We start from the raw sequence: 16282 nt of genomic DNA on the forward strand, positions 1-16282 counted from the left end.
TCATGCCGACGGACCCCTCTGCCTTCTCTTCCGATCTCATCAACGAGCTGTTGCGCGGCATGCGCCTGCGCGGTGTCGACTACCGGCGTATCCAGGCGGGCCCGGCCTTCGGCTTGGGCTTCGCTGCCAAACCCGGGCATGCCTGGTTCCACTTCCTGGCGGTCGGCAACGCGGTGCTGCGCATGGAAGACGGCACAACCTATGCGCTGTGCGCCGGTAACGCCGTCTTCATCTCCCATGGCGCGGCCCATCAATTGCTCTCGGATACACAGGTGCCCGTGCAGCAAATCGACCTTCTGGACGGCGAGCCGCTGGGCGACGCCGTCAGCGCGGTGCACACCGGAACCGAGGCCGGCGCCATGCCGGCCACGCTTTTGTTCAGTGGCTGCATGGCGTTCGAATTGGGCAGCCTGCATGGCCTTGGCAAGCTGATGCCGGGCCTGATGCTGATTGATGCCGGCGGCCAGCGTTACCCCGGGCTGGTGCCTATTCTCACCACCATGGAGCGCGAGGTCAGCGCCGCACGCATCGGCTTCGCCGGCATCCTCGCGCGGTTGGCCGACGTGGTCGCCGCCATGGTCGTTCGAGGTTGGGTCGAGTGCGCCTGCGGTAACGCCTCCGGCCTGGTTGCCGCCCTGCGCGATCCGCGCCTGGCTGGTGCGCTGCTGGCGCTGCATCAACAACCGGGCCGCGACTGGACCGTCGAGCAGTTGGCGGAGCAATGCAATACGTCCCGCTCGGTCTTTGCGGAGCGTTTTCAATTGACGATTGGCATGACCCCGCTGCGCTACGTCACCGAAGTGCGAATGCGGCTTGCCAGCCAGTGGCTGACGCTGGAAAGGTTGCCTATTGAAGAGGTTGCGCAGCGTTTGGGCTATACGTCTCAGGCGGCGTTCAGTCGGGCGTTCAAGCGTGTTACGGGTAACACGCCTGGGTTGAGTCGCAGGTTGAGGCAGTCGGCTGCCGTCTGAAACTGAGTGGGATGGGCGAGTGGGCCATCTTGGGCGGCCTTGGCACTATTTGAGACAAGGCCGAACGCAGTCGCTCGCACCTCTTTGATTTCGATAGGCCGCGTCTGCGGCCCGTGTGTTGCGTCATCAACTACTGACCGCTTTCGCCTCCATGCCATCAAGCACCGACTCGATCAACGCATTGCTCAATTCCAGCGAGTGTTGCGAGGCCATCAGCAGGCTTTTGAACTGCTCATCGGCGCGTTCGCAGGCTTGTGCGGTGGTGTCCCTTGCACACTGGATCATGATCGACAGGTAGACCAGCGCATCTTCGAGCTTGATGTCTTCGCGCACGGAAAACAGGGGAGGGTGATCGCCGTGGCAACAGCCGAAGGAGGTGTAGGCGGGTTTGCGCGGGGTGTTGGGGAGTGGGGGATTCGGGACGAACTTAGCCATGTGGTGCTCCTTGATTAGTGGAGCCGACCCTGATTCGGATTCGGCGCTTTTTGCGCCTTGATTTATTTCAGGTGACCAAACCTGGACGCTGGGTTTACAGCGACCGGGCAAGGTTAAAGGGGTTGAGGTGGGGATTCAAGTTTCTGGTAGAGGGAAGGAGGAGGCGTTAACGTCTGAGTGCTGATGCATTCATTTTGACGATCTGGCTTGCTTTGAATTTCAAAGGTTTGAGGCGCGCAGAGCGGCCTGCGCTTGAGCCTGACCAATACGTTGCAGTCTGTTGCGGCAGCTAGAGATTCTGGCCGTATGCGGTCTTTGGTGAAAGACCGCTAACAACCCACAGCAGCCATTCACGAAGGGCCGCAATCGGCCAATGCCGCAGCAGTGGGCGCCGCAGCATGAGTGCGAAGACCTTTAATTACTCGACCTTTTTACCTGGCAATGGGGCCGTATGAATTTCGTCAAACATAGCGGTTGCCACTGAAGCAGCATAAACAATGTATTTCACATCACTTTCTTTGCTCTTGACTTCATAGATTTCACAAAGAAGACTTTTGTTGTTCTTGGGCAACGCTGCAGGCGACCAGGATGAAGGGCTCTTGAAGTTATACTCAGGGCCTTTGTACATTAAGGATTTTATGCCAACAACGGTGCGCTTGTAGTTTTGTCTATCAGGTCTTTTGGAATTTTCATAGTCGCCTATAAATGATCCTAAAGAACCGGAGACAACATCTATGCACTCCTTGTCTAGCGCGGTCTCATAATCAGCAGCCGCGTATGTTCCAACGCTGCCATGGTTGGAATAGAATTTTTGTCGGGGCGTCAATTTCTCTTCTGGCTGCTTGGGTTTATATTCATCACCCTCGAAATGGTATTCAATGTACCCTCGCGAAATATCCACCCTGTTGTATATTTTTCTCTTTTCTATCACGTCTTCAAAAGTGTACCAGCGATGCTCAATTAGTGTGTGCTCGACGTCTAGCCCGCTCGCCATCACTTTTAAAGAAAGCGCGGAGCCGAACAGGATATATGCAATGTTGATACTTTTCATGAGCTCGCCCAGGGCATGGTTTTTTTAAGTTTACTTGATTCTAGCCAGTGCACGGTAGAGTTGTAAATTTATCTAATGGCAAAATCAACCTCATCAATTGAATTGCCCCGCTTGTAGACGCGTCGTATGACCGCTTTTGGCCGATAGCTGCCACTCACAAACGACCGCTTTCGGCCAAAAGGAGCCAGCCGAAGGGCTCTAGGCTCTGTACAAAATCCCGAGAACCCAATAGACGCGCCTCATCTGCTGAGGTTTTGTAGAGCCCCCGCCACTCACGGAGACCCTGCCGCCTGCGCCTGCAACCACGCCACCGAAGCGGGCGATGCTTGGCTCAACGCAATCGAGCCCTGGTGCACCGAGCCGTCCCAGCCCTCCATCGTCACCCACAGCAGGGTATCCACCGGTGTTTTCGGGGATATCGGAATCGAGGTGCCCATGCTGTGCGGCGAACCAAAGAAGATCCCGCCCGCCGCGCGCAGGCTGCGGGGTTTGCCCACGCGCAGATAGGTCGCTTTCACTTCGCCGATGCAGGCCTCGCACAAGGCCGCGCTGAAACTCTTGATATACCCCGCCGGCCCTTCGTTGCGCGGCGGCTGGGCGCGAAACTCCGCCAGGCGCAGGCTCCACGGCCCGACCGTAACCTCACCGATCTCTCGCTCGCCGAGCCCCGCCTCACCCTTGAACAACGCCTGATCAGCGAAGTACCTGGGCAAAAATACCAGGGGCACCACCACCAGCACCACGTTCAGATGAAACCGCCATTTCAGCCAGTAGCGCCGCAGCGGCGAGCCACTCACCTCGATTGCCTTGCCTCGCTTGAGCGCAGCCGCAGTGGCCTGCAGCGTGCGCTTGCTCCAGATCAGCAGGCCGCTGAGCACCATCACGCTCAGTAGCAGGCCGAAGACAAACCACACCAGCTTCAGCCACAGCCCACCAAAGTCACCGGCATGCAGCGGGCGCATGGATTCGGTGACGAACTCCAGCGCGCGCCGATCCGACAGTGTGTAGGAGGTGATGACGCTGCCGTCGTACGGGTTCAGGTTCGCGCTCTGCTGCATCAGCGGATAGGCGCCACGCCCGCGCACCTGCAGGGTGTCATAGGCATTGCCCGGCAGCTTGATGAAGCTCGCGGTGAAGCCGGGCACCTGCGCCGAGAAATTCGCGATGGCCTGTTCCACGCTGATGCGCGCGGGTTGCTCGCCAGGTGCGGCCAGGGGCACCGTCTCCCTCGCGACAAGGCCAATGGCAGGCCGGCTGGAGATGGAGATGTGGTTGTCGGCCAGCACGGCCTGGATCAGAAACCAGAGGCCCGTGACCGAAATGATCGCGATGAACCAGATCGACCACACACCGCTCAGGCGATGGAAGTCGCCCCAGAAAATCCGCGCACCCTGGTTCAAGCGCAGGGTCGGTTTGAAAAAGGCCTTCCAGAAACGCTTGTAGACCACCAGCCCGGTCACCAGCGAGGCCAGCATCGGCAAGGCGAGCAATGACACCAGGTACCAGCCCCAGGGATAGCCATTACCGAAGGGCACCAGCCACCAGCCGTGCAGCGCACGGGTGAAGCCGCGCACGTCGAATGCCGGGCTCACCCCCTGGATCTTGCCGGTGTACGGGTTCACATAGAGGTTGCGGGTGCTGTGGTCCGGTTGTACCACCTGGACCTGCAGGGCGAACGAGTCCTGGTCGGGACGCAGGATGTACTGCACGTCCAGGTCGGGGCGGTCGCGATGAATGGCCGCGAGGATCTGGTCGTAGTCGAGCCGGCGGGCGTCTTGCGTCGGCGGGTTGGCACGCATTTGCGGCTTTGCCAGCCACACCAGCTCCTGGCTGACGACTGCCAGGGTACCGGTGACGCAGACGAGCAGGGCAAAGCACCAGATCGGCAATGCCAGCCAGCTGTGGATCAGGAACCATAACTTAGAGCGCGATTTCTTGGACATGACTCAGCCGTCGTCAGGGGAGTGCAAGAAGGACGACGGGCCCCTGGCATGAACACCCATGCCAGGGGCCCGAAACCTGCTCAGAACTGCGGTGTGTACTTGACGGTGAACATGACGTTGCGCGGGTCGCCGTAGTAGTTGTTGGACGCCACTGCGGTATAGGACGGAATGTAGTAGACCTTGTCGAAGAGGTTGTTGAAGTTCACCGCCAGGCCGATCTCATCGCTGACCTTGTAGCCGATGCGTGCATTCCAGATCGTGAACCCTGGCGTCTCGAATTTGCGGTCGTAGGCGACGGCGCTGCTCTGGCTGTTCAAGCCACCGCCGACGCTGAAGCGGTTGAAGTCGCCTGGCAATGTGTAGTCGGACCAGATGCGCACCGTGTGCTTGGGGGTCCAGGTGGAGAAGATCTTGCCTTCGTAGGTGTTGTCCTCGATAAACCTGGTGGTGTTGTAGACATAGCTGGCAGACGCTTGCAGGCCAGGCAGCACTTCACCGTTGATTTCAGCCTCCAGCCCCTGGCTGCGCACCTTGCCGGATGCCTCGGAGCAGTTCGAGCCCCCGCACTGGGACTCGGTGTTGAGCATTGTGACGGCGCGGTTCTGGTGGTCGTAACGGAACAGGGCAAGCGAGGTGTTGAGCCGCCCGTCGTTGAGCTCGCCCTTGAGGCCGACTTCATAGTTGCTGCCGGTAATCGGCTCGATCGTGGAGCCGCCCACCCCGATGGCGCTCTGCGGAATGAACACGTCCGCATAGCTGGCGTAGGCCGACCACTCGGGCGTCAGCGCATAGACCAGCCCGGCGTAGGGCGTGACCACGCCATTGTTGGCCTTGTCACTGTCGCTGGGGTAGCTGAAGGCATTGCGATCGTAGATCTGCGAGTCGTACTCGTAGGAGTACCAGCTGGTGCGCCCGCCCAGGATCAGTGTCAGGGGGTCGGTGAGCTTGACGCGCCAGGTGCCGTAAATGCCTTTTTGCACGATCTTGTACTGGCTGTCGGTGCGCGTGCCGCGCGCCGCCAGGCTGTCGTAGTTTTCGTACGGCAGGTGGTTGTCCAGGTCGAAGATGTTGGCGCCTACGCTGCGTACTACGGCCATGGTGTTGTCGCTGGTGTAGCGCGAGTAGTTGCCCCCGAGCACGACTTCCTGATCGAAACCCAGGCCATTGAAGTCGCCGTCCACGAACAGGTCCAGGCCGCGGCTGTGCGAATTGAAGTCTGTGGCATAGCGCCAGTTGGCGACGCCGCTGCCATCGTTCGCCACACCGGTGGGTGTCACGATGTAGGCATAGGTCATTTCGTTGCGTTCGTTGATCGCGACCGCTGCTGTCTTGAACTTCCAGTGGTCGTTGAATCGGTGCTCCAGGTCGACGTAAAGGGCCAACTGTTCGGTCAGCCCGCGGTTCCAGTCGGAGCCGGTGTACGTCGAGCGGGACAGGCCGATGTCACGTCCGTCGCTGTAGCGTGGCAGGCCGGCGACCATGGGCGTGAAGCGGGTCTTGCGATCACTGATGCCAACGCCCAGGGTGGTGTTTTCCGACAGGTCGAAGTCCAGGGCGCCGTAGACCTTCTGCTCCCATCCGCCAACGTGGTCGATGAACGAGTCGCGGGTGTCGTAGTCGACCACGGCGCGACCGCGCACGGTGCCCGCGTCATTCAACGGGCCGCCGACATCCGCCTGGGTAGCGTAGTGGTCCCAGCTTCCGGCCTGTGCGGTCAGGGTCACGGTGGGCTTGGCCTGGCCGCGCTTGCGCACCAGGTTCACCGCGCCGCCCGGGCTGTTGGCGCCTTGCAGCAAGGCCGCGCCGCCACGCAGCAGTTCCACTCGGTCGTAGAAGGCCGTGGATTCGGTGAGGTAGCTGCCCAGCGCATAGATGCCGCGGGTCATGGGCACGCCGTCGTACTGCAGCGATTCGATCTCGAACCCGCGCGAGGTGATGAAGCCACCGGTACCGGGGCTCTTGGCAAAGGTCATGCCCGGTGCGTTGGCGAACAGCTCAGGCAGGTTGGTGATGTTCTGGTCGTCCATGCGCTGGCGGGTCATGACCGTGACGCTTTGCGGGATGTCCTTGAGCTTGTGCTCACTCTTGCCGATGGTGACGGTGCCCGTGGTGTAGGAGCCGGTACCTTCGGTGGTGCTGCCCAGCGTCTGGCCGCTGACGTTGATCGCGCTCAGTTCGAGCGAGCCGTTGCCGGGGTTGGACGCGATCAGCAGGTACACGCCATTGGCCTGGCGTGCCACCTGCAGGCCGCTGCCCGCCAGCAGGGTGGCGAAGCCGCCTGCGACGCTGTAGTCGCCCTGGAGGGCGGGGGCGCGGCGGCCCTGGGTGCTCGCGGCATCGAACGACAACACCACCCCGGCGGCGCTGGCAAAGCGGCCCAGGCTTTCGGTCAGCGTGCCGGGCGCGATGTCATAGGCACGGGTTTGCTCGCTGGACGCATGCGCGGCCAGGCCGGCGAGCGGCCAGGCGGCAACGCTGCCCAGGGCGAGGTGGGCCGCCAGGGCCAGTGCGGTGTGTGATCGTTGCATGACGCTCATGTTTCCTTCCCCAGAACACTCAGTTGAACTTGTGGGAGGGAAGGCCGGATGAGCGTCGATGAAAGTGCAAGTAAGTGAAAATTATTTTCATTCGTGGTGCCGGCTGGCTCAGGTGCGCGCCACAACCGTCACCCAGTAGCGCGTGCGGCGCTGTACGGTCAGCGGGAATGCGCTTTGCAGCGCCGTCAGGGCCAGTTCGGTATCGGTGATGGGGAACGCGCCGGAAATCTTCATCTGCGCCACCGCCGGGTCACAGTTCAGTACGCCGGGGCGATAGCGCGCGAGTTGCGCCAGCAGGGTCTGCAGCGGGGTATCGACCGCGATCACGCTGCCTTGCTCCCACGCCGCCACAGCGGCGTCGTTGCTGCGCAGGCTGCCGATCCCGGCCGGGCCGAACGCCACCCGCTGACCGGCATGCAGGCGCAGGCGCTCGATCGGCTGCACCGACACCTCCACGGCCTTTTCCAGCACCGCGACTTCGCTGCCATGGTCGTCGACGCTGACGGTGAAGCGGGTGCCCAGGGCCAGGACGCTGCCGTGGCGGGTATCGACCCTGAAAGGCCGGGCGGCATCGTCGCGGGCGGTGGTGATCAGCACCTGGCCGCGGTGCAGTAGCACACGCCGCTGCTGCATATCGAAATCCACGTCCACGGCGCTGTCGGTGTCCAGCAGCATCTGGCTGCCATCCGCCAGGCGCACGGCACGGCGTTCGCCGACGCCACTGCGGTAGTCGGCGTACCATTGGCGACGGGTGTCGCTGCGCCAGCCCAGCGTCCCGAGGACCCCACCGCCCAGCAGCATGGCCAGGCCGTACAGCACCTGGCGGCGGCTGTTGCCGCTGCCCAGCAAGGTGGAGGCGGCGATACGCCCCGGCAGCCCGGCAAAGCTGTGGCTGACCGCCTGCATGCGTTGCCAGGCCTGGCGGTGCAGCGGGTCGCTGTCGTGCCAGCGTTGCCACGAGGCCTGATCCTCGGCACTGACGGTGCCGGATGACAGTTGTGCGTACCAGCGCGCGGCCTCACGCACCGCCTCGCGTTGGGCGGCGGAGGGGGAGCGGTTCATTCGACGCTTTCCCACTGCATCAGGCAGACATGTTCCATGGCCTTGGCCATGTGGTTGTTGACCGAGCGCAGGGAAATATCCAGGCGCGTGGCGATCTGCGCGTAGGGCAGGCCCTCGAGCTGGGACAGGATGAACACCTCACGCACCTTGGCGCCCAGGCCGGCGAGCATGCGGTCCAGCTCCACCAGCGTTTCGAACATGATTGCCTGCGCTTCGGCGCTGGGGATGTCGGCAAGCGCAATGCTGGCCAGGGTTTCCATGTAGGCCTGTTCGAGCGAGCGACGGCGGAACAGGTCGATCATCAGGCCTTTGGCCACCGTCGACAGGTACTGGCGGGGTGCACGGATTTCCAGTGATGTGCGGGTCTTAAGGAGCTTGACGAACGTGTCCTGCACCAGGTCCGCCGCATCGCAGTGGCTGCCCATGCGCTTGCGCAGCCAGCCGTGCAGCCATGAGCTGTGCTGCGCATACAGCGCGCCGACAGCAGCAGATAGGGCAGGTGACTCGACCGGCATGATGGCATCTCAAATGGGAATTGGTTGCATTATTATTCGGATCACGAGGAGGTGGCAATATCGGCAGGTGCCAGTGCGACGTGGCAGCGGGAGCGCTGACTCGCCACGAAAGGGTGCTTGCCAGGCGTTCGCCGAGTCATCCGGGATGGCAGCTGAAGGATTTCGCAGGGCGCGAGCAGGGGCGGGGGTGTACGCAACGGTGTGTCGATCGAAAGGCAGGGCGTGCGTGGCGCACTGCGTACAGACAACAACACGGCGCATCCCTGCGCCACTTCACATCAGAAACTGTACTTGGCCGTGAGCATCATGTTGCGCGGTGTGCCGTAGGTGTCGCTGCCATAGCTGGTCGAGTTGGAGATGGACGAGTAGTACTTGCGGTCGAACACGTTGTTGGCGTTGAGCTGCAGGTCCAGGTTGCGGGTCAGCCGGTAGCCGGCCATCAGGTCGGTGACGGCGTAGCCACCCTGTTCCAGGCGATAGCTGCCACCGTTGGCCAGCGCCACGTCGTTGTACAGGCGGCTCTGCCACGACACGTTGCCGCCCACGCGCAGTTTCTCCAGCGGGCCCTGGAAGCGGTAGGTGGTGGTCAGCTTGAACAGGTGCTCGGGCGTGTCGGTGTCAAAGCGCTGGTTGACGTTCTGCGGGTTGGCGGCGTCCTTGAGGGTGTGCACGCGGGCATAGGTGTAGCCACCGCCCACCTGCCAGTTCTCGGTCAGCCCACCCTGCAGCTCGAAGTCGATACCCTGGCTGCGGATCTCGCCCGAGGCCTCGTAGCATTCGGTCTGCGGGCAGTTCGGCACGAACACCTGCACCGCGCGGTTTTCCTGGTCGATGCGAAACAGCGCCAGGCTGGCGTTGAGCGCACCCTCGAAGTACTCGCCCTTGATGCCCACCTCGTAGTTCTTGCCCACGATCGGCTTGACCGGGGTGCCGGAGGTGCCCTTGCTGCTCTGCGGGGTGAAGATGTCGCTGTAGCTGACGTAGACCGAGTGATGCTCGTCCAGGTCATAGATCAGCCCGGCATAGCGGGTGACGTTGCGGGTGACCTTGTAGTCGCCGTCGCCATCGCGGTTGTCGTAGTCATACCAGTCCAGGCGCCCGCCCAGGATCAGCTTGAGCGGGTCGGCCAGGCTCAGGCGGGTGGTCAGGTACACGCCGTCCTGGGTGGTCACTTCGCGGCTGTTGCCGGTGTGGGTGAAGTTCGGCTTGCCGGCATTGATCGGCCAGTTGGGGTCGTAGGGGGCATAGTTGTGGGTGGTCATGTCGTAGATGCGCTTGCTGGCACCCACCACCAGTTCATGGGTGCGCCCCAGCGCCTCGAAGGGCCCGCTGACAAAGGCATCCACGCCGGCCTGGTTTTCATCGTGGGCCGACTGGTACACGGTGCGTGCCAGCGTGTTGTTGACCCAGCGCGACTGGTACGAGCCGGAGAACAGCGCGTTCTGCTCGGAATAGTTGGCGTTGACCTGCAGCTTCCAGTCGTTGGCCAGGCGCTGGCGTACCTCGGCAAAGACGGTGTTGATCTCCTGGTCCTTGTTCTCCCAGGGGGTACCTGGGTTGTACGAGCGCGGCAGGTTCAGGTGATGGCCGTCCAGGCCGATCATCGAGGCGCCCCAGAAGTAGTTGGTCTTGTCCTTCTGGTTGGAGAAGCCGAGGGTCAGGGTGGTGGCGTCGCTCAGGTCCGCCTCGGTGATGGCGTAGAACAGGCCGTGGGTCTCGTCCACGCCATCGACGAAGCTGTTGCTGTCGCGGTAGGACGTCACCACCCGACCGCGCAGGGTGCCGCTGTCGTTGAGCGGGCTGGAGGCATCGACCTCGCCGCGGTAGTCGTCCCAGCTGCCGGCCGCACCGGTGAGGGTGACCTTCTGTTCGGCCAGCGGGCGCTTGCGCACCAGGTTGATGGCAGCCGAAGGGTTGCCCGCACCGGTCACCAGCCCGGTGGCGCCGCGCACCACCTCCACCCGGTCGAACATCGCCAGGTTCGGCTGGGCGCCCACGGTCCAGCCCTGGTAGCCACTGGGGATGCCGTCGTACATCAGGTTGTCGATATCGAAACCGCGCGCCGAATACGTCTGCCGGCCAGGGCCGCTGGAGAAGTCGAGGAACAGCCCCGGGGTGGCCTTTACCACGTCGTTGATGCTGGTCATGGCCTGGTCGTCCATGCGCTGGCGGGTAATCACGGTAACGGCCTGGGGCGTTTCACGCAGGGTCAGCGGCAACTTGGTCGCCGTCGACATGGCGCCGGTGGTGTAGGACTGGGTGCCTTCGGTGGTGCTGCCCAGTTGAGTGTTGACGATTTCGGTGGCGCCCAGCTCCAGGGTCGCAGCCTTGGCTGGCTGCGGTGTCGCAGAGCTGTCATCGGCCAGGGCGGGGGTCAGGGTGGCCATGCAGATGGCCATGGCCAACAGATTGCGGGGCAGGCCGGAGCAATGCGGCGGGGTAGGGCGCGACATGAAGGGTTCCAGTGGTAGTGATAAATATAATACATATGAGAATCGTTACCAAATGATGTGTCAAGGTGTGTCGCAATAAATAGCGGCGTTCTGGCCGATGCCGCGTCCTCTGCTAGGTTTCTAACCATCACCTTTTGTCACCCCACCCCCAGGCATACAGGCAAGGAAGCACCCGATGAACAAGACACCCCTGTTTTTCAGTGGATTGCTCGCTACCGCGGTACTGTTCGGTAGCGCAGCGGCCCAGGCACAGACCCAGCCGGTAGTGCAGGTTTCCGGGCCCGAAGCGGATGTGAAGGTCACGGAAACCTACGTGCGGATGATGGCCAGGGAGGCGTACTTCTGGGGTTGGCCCATGGCCAACATCTTCAACCGCCGGCAGAAGTTCAAGGACCTGCCCGAGGCGGGGTTGATGGGCGGCATCGTGCCTGTGGCGCCGATCAACCACCTGTCGATGCTCACCGACTACATCTCGCCCGGGGAACGGCTCGTGGCCTGCCCCAACCAGGATGTGGTGTATGGCGCAGGCAGCATCGCCCTGGACATCGAACCCGTGGTGATCCAGGTACCGGACTTCGGTGACCGTTTCTGGGTGTACCAGATGGTGGACCTGCGCTCCGACAGCTTCGCCGAGCTGGGCAAGATGTACGGCACCAAGCCCGGCTTCTACCTGCTGGTGGGCCCGGACTGGAACGGCAAGGTGCCGCAGGGCATCACCCAGGTGTTCCGCGCCAGCACCAACACCGGGTTCGTGATTCCACGGGTGTTCCAGGACGATACCGACGACGATCGCAAGGCCATCCAGCACTATCTGTCGGGCATCGACATGTACCCCTTGTCCAAGTACGACGGCAAGCCCAAGCAGCGTGACTGGAGCCAGTCGCCGAAATTCCCGGCCGAGGCGGCGGGTGAAGAGGAAACCCGCTGGGTGTTCCCGGAAACCTTCTTCGACGAGCTGCCGGCGATTCTCAAGGATGCCAGGCCGCTGCCCGGCGAAGAGGCGCGCTATGCGCAACTGACGGTGCTGGCGCAGATAGCCCAGCGCGATCCCGAGCTGAAGAAAGCCATGATCGACGAGGCGCAGAAGGCTGACAGCGAGGTGGTCAAGCCGTTGCTGCAATTTCGCAACTACGGCCAGCAGTTGCCCCACCACTGGAGCACCATCAGCAACGGCGCGGCGTTCGGCACCGATTATTTCCTGCGCACCGCGGTGGCCCGTTCGAACATCTTCGTCAACAAGCAGATCGAGACCAAGTACTTCTACCAGGACCTGGATGCCTCCGGCACCCGGCTCAACGGTGGCCAGCGCTACAGCGTGACCTTCCCCAAGGGCGCGCTGCCGCCGGTCAAGGGGTTCTGGTCGTTGACGCTGTACAACCAGCAGCACTTCTTCGCCGAAAACCCCTTGGGGCGCTACTCCCTGGGTACCAAGAACACGTCGCTCAAGACCAACCCCGATGGCTCGCTGACGCTCTACGTACAAAGCGATTCGCCCGGCGCGGACAAGGAAAGCAACTGGCTGCCCGCGCCCAAGGGGGCCGACTTCTCGCTCTACGTGCGGGCCTATTGGCCACAGGCGGCGGCGATGAACGGCCAGTGGACGCCGCCGGCAGTGGTCAAGGTCAACTGAACGGATTACCCCATCGCGCCACGAGGACACCTCATGAACCGTTTGAGCAGCACCGTGACGGCCCTGGCCGTAGCCATTTCCCTGAGCAGCGTGGCCAATGCCGCCACCCGGTACGAAGAACTGGCCAACCAGCCCTTCGAAAAGGGCTTCCCGACCGAAGTAACCGCACGCAGCCTCATCGACGAGCTGGTGTTTCAGCGCGCCGTGCAGTCGTACCTGTGGGCGTTGCCGGCGATCAACATCTGGTCGATGAAGGAGGCCTCCGAGAAGCACTTCGGCGCCGGCTACAACATCCTGCCCACCTGGAAGAAACGCATCAACGCCAAGACACTGGTGACCACGCCCAACTCCGACCTGGTCTACGCCATGAGCTACCTGGACCTGGCCAAGTACGGTCCGCTGGTGGTCGAAGCCCCGCCTGGGGTGCAGGGCATGTTCGACGACTTCTTCCAGCGCCCCATCGTCGGCCCGACCATCGACGGCAAGACCTGGCGCGGCGACGTGGGTCTGGCCGGCCCTGACAAGGGCAAGGGTGGCACCTACGTGCTGTTGCCGCCGGGCTACAAGGGCCCGGAGCCGACCGAGGGTTACGTCTATCGCTCGCGCACCAACAACGTGTTCCTGTTCTGGCGCACTTTCTTCAAGGACCCCAACGACCTCAGCGTGCCGGTGGCCGAGGTCGAGCGCACCAGGATCTATCCGCTGGGCAAGAAGGACTCGGCACTGGCGATGCAGTTTCCCGATGCCACCGGCGCACCGATCAACATGCTGTTCCCCGAGGACGGTCGCTACTTCGACATGCTGTCGCGCTTCATCGACGCCGAAGCGGTGGACCCGGCCGACATGGACATGCGCGGGTTCCTGCACACCCTGGGCATCGAGAAGGGCAAGCCCTTCGCCCCGGATGCCGAACGGCGCAAGTTGCTCGATGAAGCGGCGCGCACCGCGTTCAAGATGAGCAAGGTGGTCACCAGCCACCTGCTGCCCAAAGAGCCTGGCGGCCTGTACTACAAGGACCGCCAGTTCGTGAACACCTTTGCCGGGGAGAACACCGAGTTCCAGGCCAGTGGCACCTTCACCAACCTGGAGCAGCGCGTGGCGTTCTTCACCTCGGCCTATTCGGACAGCCCGGGCATGGTGATGAACCTGGTCGGCGCCGGTGCCAAATACCCGGCCACCACCCGCGATGCCGAGGGCAAGTTCCTCGACGGTGCCCACACCTACAAGCTCAACCTGCCGGCGAACGTGCCGGCGGCCTTGTTCTGGTCGGTTACCGCCTACGACAACCTCACGGCATCGGGCCTGGACAACGGCCAGCCGTTCCCGTCGCTCAACCAGATGGACAAGCCGACGCCCAACAGCGACGGCTCCACCGACATCTACTTCGGCCCCACCTCGCCGGGCGAGGGCAAGAACTGGATCAAGACCCTGCCAGACAAGGGCTTTCTGGTGATCGTGCGGTTGTATGGGCCCAAACAGGCGTTCTTCGACCAGAGCTGGAAGCCGAGCGACCTGGTCAAGCAGTGAGGGTAGTCCAGCCGGCCTGGAACAACTAGTACCCAGGGCTCTTCTTCTGAAGAGCCCTAGGTCGATTTCAAATACCGATATAACGTCTGGCGACTGATATCGAAATCACGCGCCAGCCGGGATTTACTTTCTCCCGCGCGGGCGCGCTCAATTAAACTTACAACCTGATTGTCGGACAGTTTCTTCTTTCGACCTCGGTAGGAACCCCGATTTCTTGCAGTTGCAATACCGGCGGCCTGTTTTTCGCGCAGTGCCGCGCGCTCGAACTCTGCAAGCAACTCCATGGCCGCGACGATGGGGCCCGCAACTTCACGGCCGTCATCTCGGAATGTCAGGTTTTCATCCACAAACTTGAGCGTGACCTGTTTTTCGATCAAGCGGCGAATGAAGTTGCACAACTGCTCGGTATTGGCCGAGAGCGAGGCCATGCTGTCCACGATCACGGTATCCCCGCACTGCAGGTAACGCAGCAGCTTTTCAAAGCCTGCGCGGTGGGTGGCCGTGTCTGCAGGGGCATCGTAAAACACCGCGTCGAAGGCATCGGGGCTGGCTGGGCTGGGTACGCTGGCGTCTGGTTTCGGTGAGGCGAGCCGGCAATATCTGATGCGATGCAATCTCATGGTGCCTCCTTGGCAATACTTGTACGGCGTCGTTTTATAACTGTACAACCTGTAACTAAATTAAAAATCCTTACACGTAACTGTCACGCTGAACCCACCCAAAATACACAGTTGCAAAGACTTTTACTTGCCTTATCATTTTGAAGCTTGAAAGGATCTTAACAAGCTTCACGCAAACAGTCGATTTGCGTTTATATAATGCGCGCATGCATTCACCTACCCGTTGTATAGCCCGAACAATTGACGCGGCCGGTTTGTCCTGGCGGGGGATTGTCCGACACAAACAGAGGATGAGGTATGAAAGTCTTGGAGGCAGCAATGGAACTTGAACGCCCCACTACCGATCAGCAAAAGATTGATCATGTTACCCGGCGTATTACCGAACATGGTAATTACCTGCGCCAGCGCTATCCGATCCTGCAACATCAGAATGCGCTGGGCGCAGGTGTCATGGCGGTGTCGCTGATCGGCATGGTGGTGAGTGGGGGGCTCTACCTGCAGGGGTCCATTCCTGCCTGGGGCTGCATTCTGATCAACGCGCTGCTGACCTCGTTCATTCATGAAATAGAACACGATCTGATTCATCGTCTTTATTTCAGAAAACAGCCGCTGGCGCACAATGCCATGATGTTTTTATGCTGGTTGGCTCGGCCGGGAATGCCCAGCCCCTGGTTAAGGCGAAGTTTGCACTTTCATCACCATAAAGAGTCAGGCACCGAGACGGATGTGGAAGCCTGGATCACCACCAGTGGCAGCCCCTGGGGTGTACTGCGGTTGTTGAAACTGGTGGACGGGTTCATCTTCGGTTTTCTCAATGCGGTATTTGCCCCAGGCTGGCGGGAGAAAGTCCGCTTGCTGGTCAAGATCGTCCGGCTCAATACACCCTTCGGGCTGTTGTACTGGGGTTGCTGGTATGTGTTTCTCGGCTACCACCTGTATGCCTGGCTTGGCGCGGTCAGCGGGCACGAGGTGCACAGTTCCGCGACCACACTGGCGGTGATGGACGTGGTCAACAGTGTGGTCGTGATTCTGGTCGCGCCCAACCTGATCCGGCAGTTCTGCCTGTTTTTCATCAGTTCGAACATGCACTATTACGGTGATGTGGCACCGCGCAATGCGCTGCAGCAAACTCAGGTCATGAACGCCTGGTGGCTATGGCCGTTTCAATTGTTCTGCTTCAACTTCGGCAGCACCCACAGTATTCACCACTTCGTTGTCAGGGACCCGTTCTACCTGCGCCAGATGACCGCGCCTTATGCGCATCAAGTCATGGCCGAGGCCGGTGTTCGGTTCAATGACTTCGGCACCTATAAACGCGCGAACCGTTATTCCCTGGCACACACGCACACGCGCTCGCGTGGATGAACGTTCCATCAACCTGTGTGTTTGAGGGGGCGCCCCAGGGGGCGCAGTCGGTAGTCAGGTTCACGAGCCAACAGTAATGCGTTCGGGTCTGTCAGGCGCCGAGACAATCATTGTCGCCTGGCAGGTCTGCTACGCAGCAACGTCGCTCGGTTACAGGGCAACACTTCAACGAC

At 61.5% G+C, this 16282-nt stretch carries 11 protein-coding genes and 1 pseudogene; 4 read left to right on the forward strand and 8 right to left on the reverse strand.

The annotated features are described in order from the left end of the window. Nucleotides 1-2: 2 nt before the first annotated feature. Complete coding sequence (locus NJH59_RS15475; RefSeq protein ID WP_253086973.1) at nucleotides 3-971, forward strand: AraC family transcriptional regulator; 969 nt, start codon at nucleotides 3-5, stop codon at nucleotides 969-971. Nucleotides 972-1097: 126 nt separating this feature from the next. On the opposite strand, the gene NJH59_RS15480 is transcribed toward NJH59_RS15475, so the two are convergent. The 7 genes and pseudogenes from NJH59_RS15480 to NJH59_RS15510 all read right to left on the reverse strand — a co-directional run bounded on the left by NJH59_RS15480 (nucleotide 1098) and on the right by NJH59_RS15510 (nucleotide 10967). Then, nucleotides 1098-1406, reverse strand: a complete 309-nt coding sequence (locus tag NJH59_RS15480; protein WP_229589279.1) for a DUF3077 domain-containing protein — start codon at nucleotides 1404-1406, stop codon at nucleotides 1098-1100. 418 nt (nucleotides 1407-1824) lie between these two features. Beyond that, nucleotides 1825-2457 (reverse strand): hypothetical protein, encoded by a 633-nt coding sequence (locus NJH59_RS15485; protein ID WP_081315158.1) that lies wholly within the window; start codon nucleotides 2455-2457, stop codon nucleotides 1825-1827. A gap of 812 nt (nucleotides 2458-3269) precedes the next feature. Then, nucleotides 3270-4400: pseudogene (locus NJH59_RS15490) on the reverse strand (PepSY-associated TM helix domain-containing protein); the annotation flags it as partial. Nucleotides 4401-4480: 80 nt separating this feature from the next. Continuing rightward, nucleotides 4481-6928 carry a TonB-dependent receptor gene (locus NJH59_RS15495; RefSeq protein WP_253086974.1) on the reverse strand — a complete coding sequence of 816 codons (2448 nt, stop codon included), beginning with the start codon at nucleotides 6926-6928 and terminating at the stop codon, nucleotides 4481-4483. A gap of 117 nt (nucleotides 6929-7045) precedes the next feature. After that, nucleotides 7046-7999 carry a FecR domain-containing protein gene (locus NJH59_RS15500; protein WP_210014622.1) on the reverse strand — a complete coding sequence of 318 codons (954 nt, stop codon included), beginning with the start codon at nucleotides 7997-7999 and terminating at the stop codon, nucleotides 7046-7048. After that, nucleotides 7996-8514, reverse strand: a complete 519-nt coding sequence (locus tag NJH59_RS15505; RefSeq protein ID WP_253086975.1) for a sigma-70 family RNA polymerase sigma factor — start codon at nucleotides 8512-8514, stop codon at nucleotides 7996-7998. The genes NJH59_RS15500 and NJH59_RS15505 overlap by 4 nt, the downstream gene beginning before the upstream one ends. Nucleotides 8515-8792: 278 nt before the next feature. Continuing rightward, nucleotides 8793-10967 (reverse strand): TonB-dependent siderophore receptor, encoded by a 2175-nt coding sequence (locus NJH59_RS15510; protein ID WP_253086976.1) that lies wholly within the window; start codon nucleotides 10965-10967, stop codon nucleotides 8793-8795. A gap of 175 nt (nucleotides 10968-11142) precedes the next feature. Between NJH59_RS15510 and NJH59_RS15515 the strand changes: the two genes are divergently transcribed. Both NJH59_RS15515 and NJH59_RS15520 read left to right on the forward strand, forming a co-directional pair. Next, the gene (locus NJH59_RS15515) at nucleotides 11143-12597 is read left to right on the forward strand and encodes a DUF1254 domain-containing protein (RefSeq protein WP_253086977.1); all 1455 of its coding nucleotides are present in this window, start codon (nucleotides 11143-11145) and stop codon (nucleotides 12595-12597) included. 33 nt (nucleotides 12598-12630) lie between these two features. Beyond that, nucleotides 12631-14124 (forward strand): DUF1254 domain-containing protein, encoded by a 1494-nt coding sequence (locus tag NJH59_RS15520; protein WP_253086978.1) that lies wholly within the window; start codon nucleotides 12631-12633, stop codon nucleotides 14122-14124. 56 nt (nucleotides 14125-14180) lie between these two features. On the opposite strand, the gene NJH59_RS15525 is transcribed toward NJH59_RS15520, so the two are convergent. Further along, entirely contained in the window at nucleotides 14181-14744 is a 564-nt protein-coding gene (locus NJH59_RS15525; protein WP_043862978.1) for a recombinase family protein, read from the reverse strand. A gap of 297 nt (nucleotides 14745-15041) precedes the next feature. Between NJH59_RS15525 and NJH59_RS15530 the strand changes: the two genes are divergently transcribed. Then, the gene (locus tag NJH59_RS15530) at nucleotides 15042-16109 is read left to right on the forward strand and encodes a fatty acid desaturase (RefSeq protein WP_043862977.1); all 1068 of its coding nucleotides are present in this window, start codon (nucleotides 15042-15044) and stop codon (nucleotides 16107-16109) included. Nucleotides 16110-16282 lie beyond the last annotated feature (173 nt).

It is taken from the genome of Pseudomonas sp. VE 267-6A, assembly GCF_024126555.1.
Taxonomy (GTDB): Bacteria; Pseudomonadota; Gammaproteobacteria; order Pseudomonadales; family Pseudomonadaceae; genus Aquipseudomonas; species Aquipseudomonas palmensis.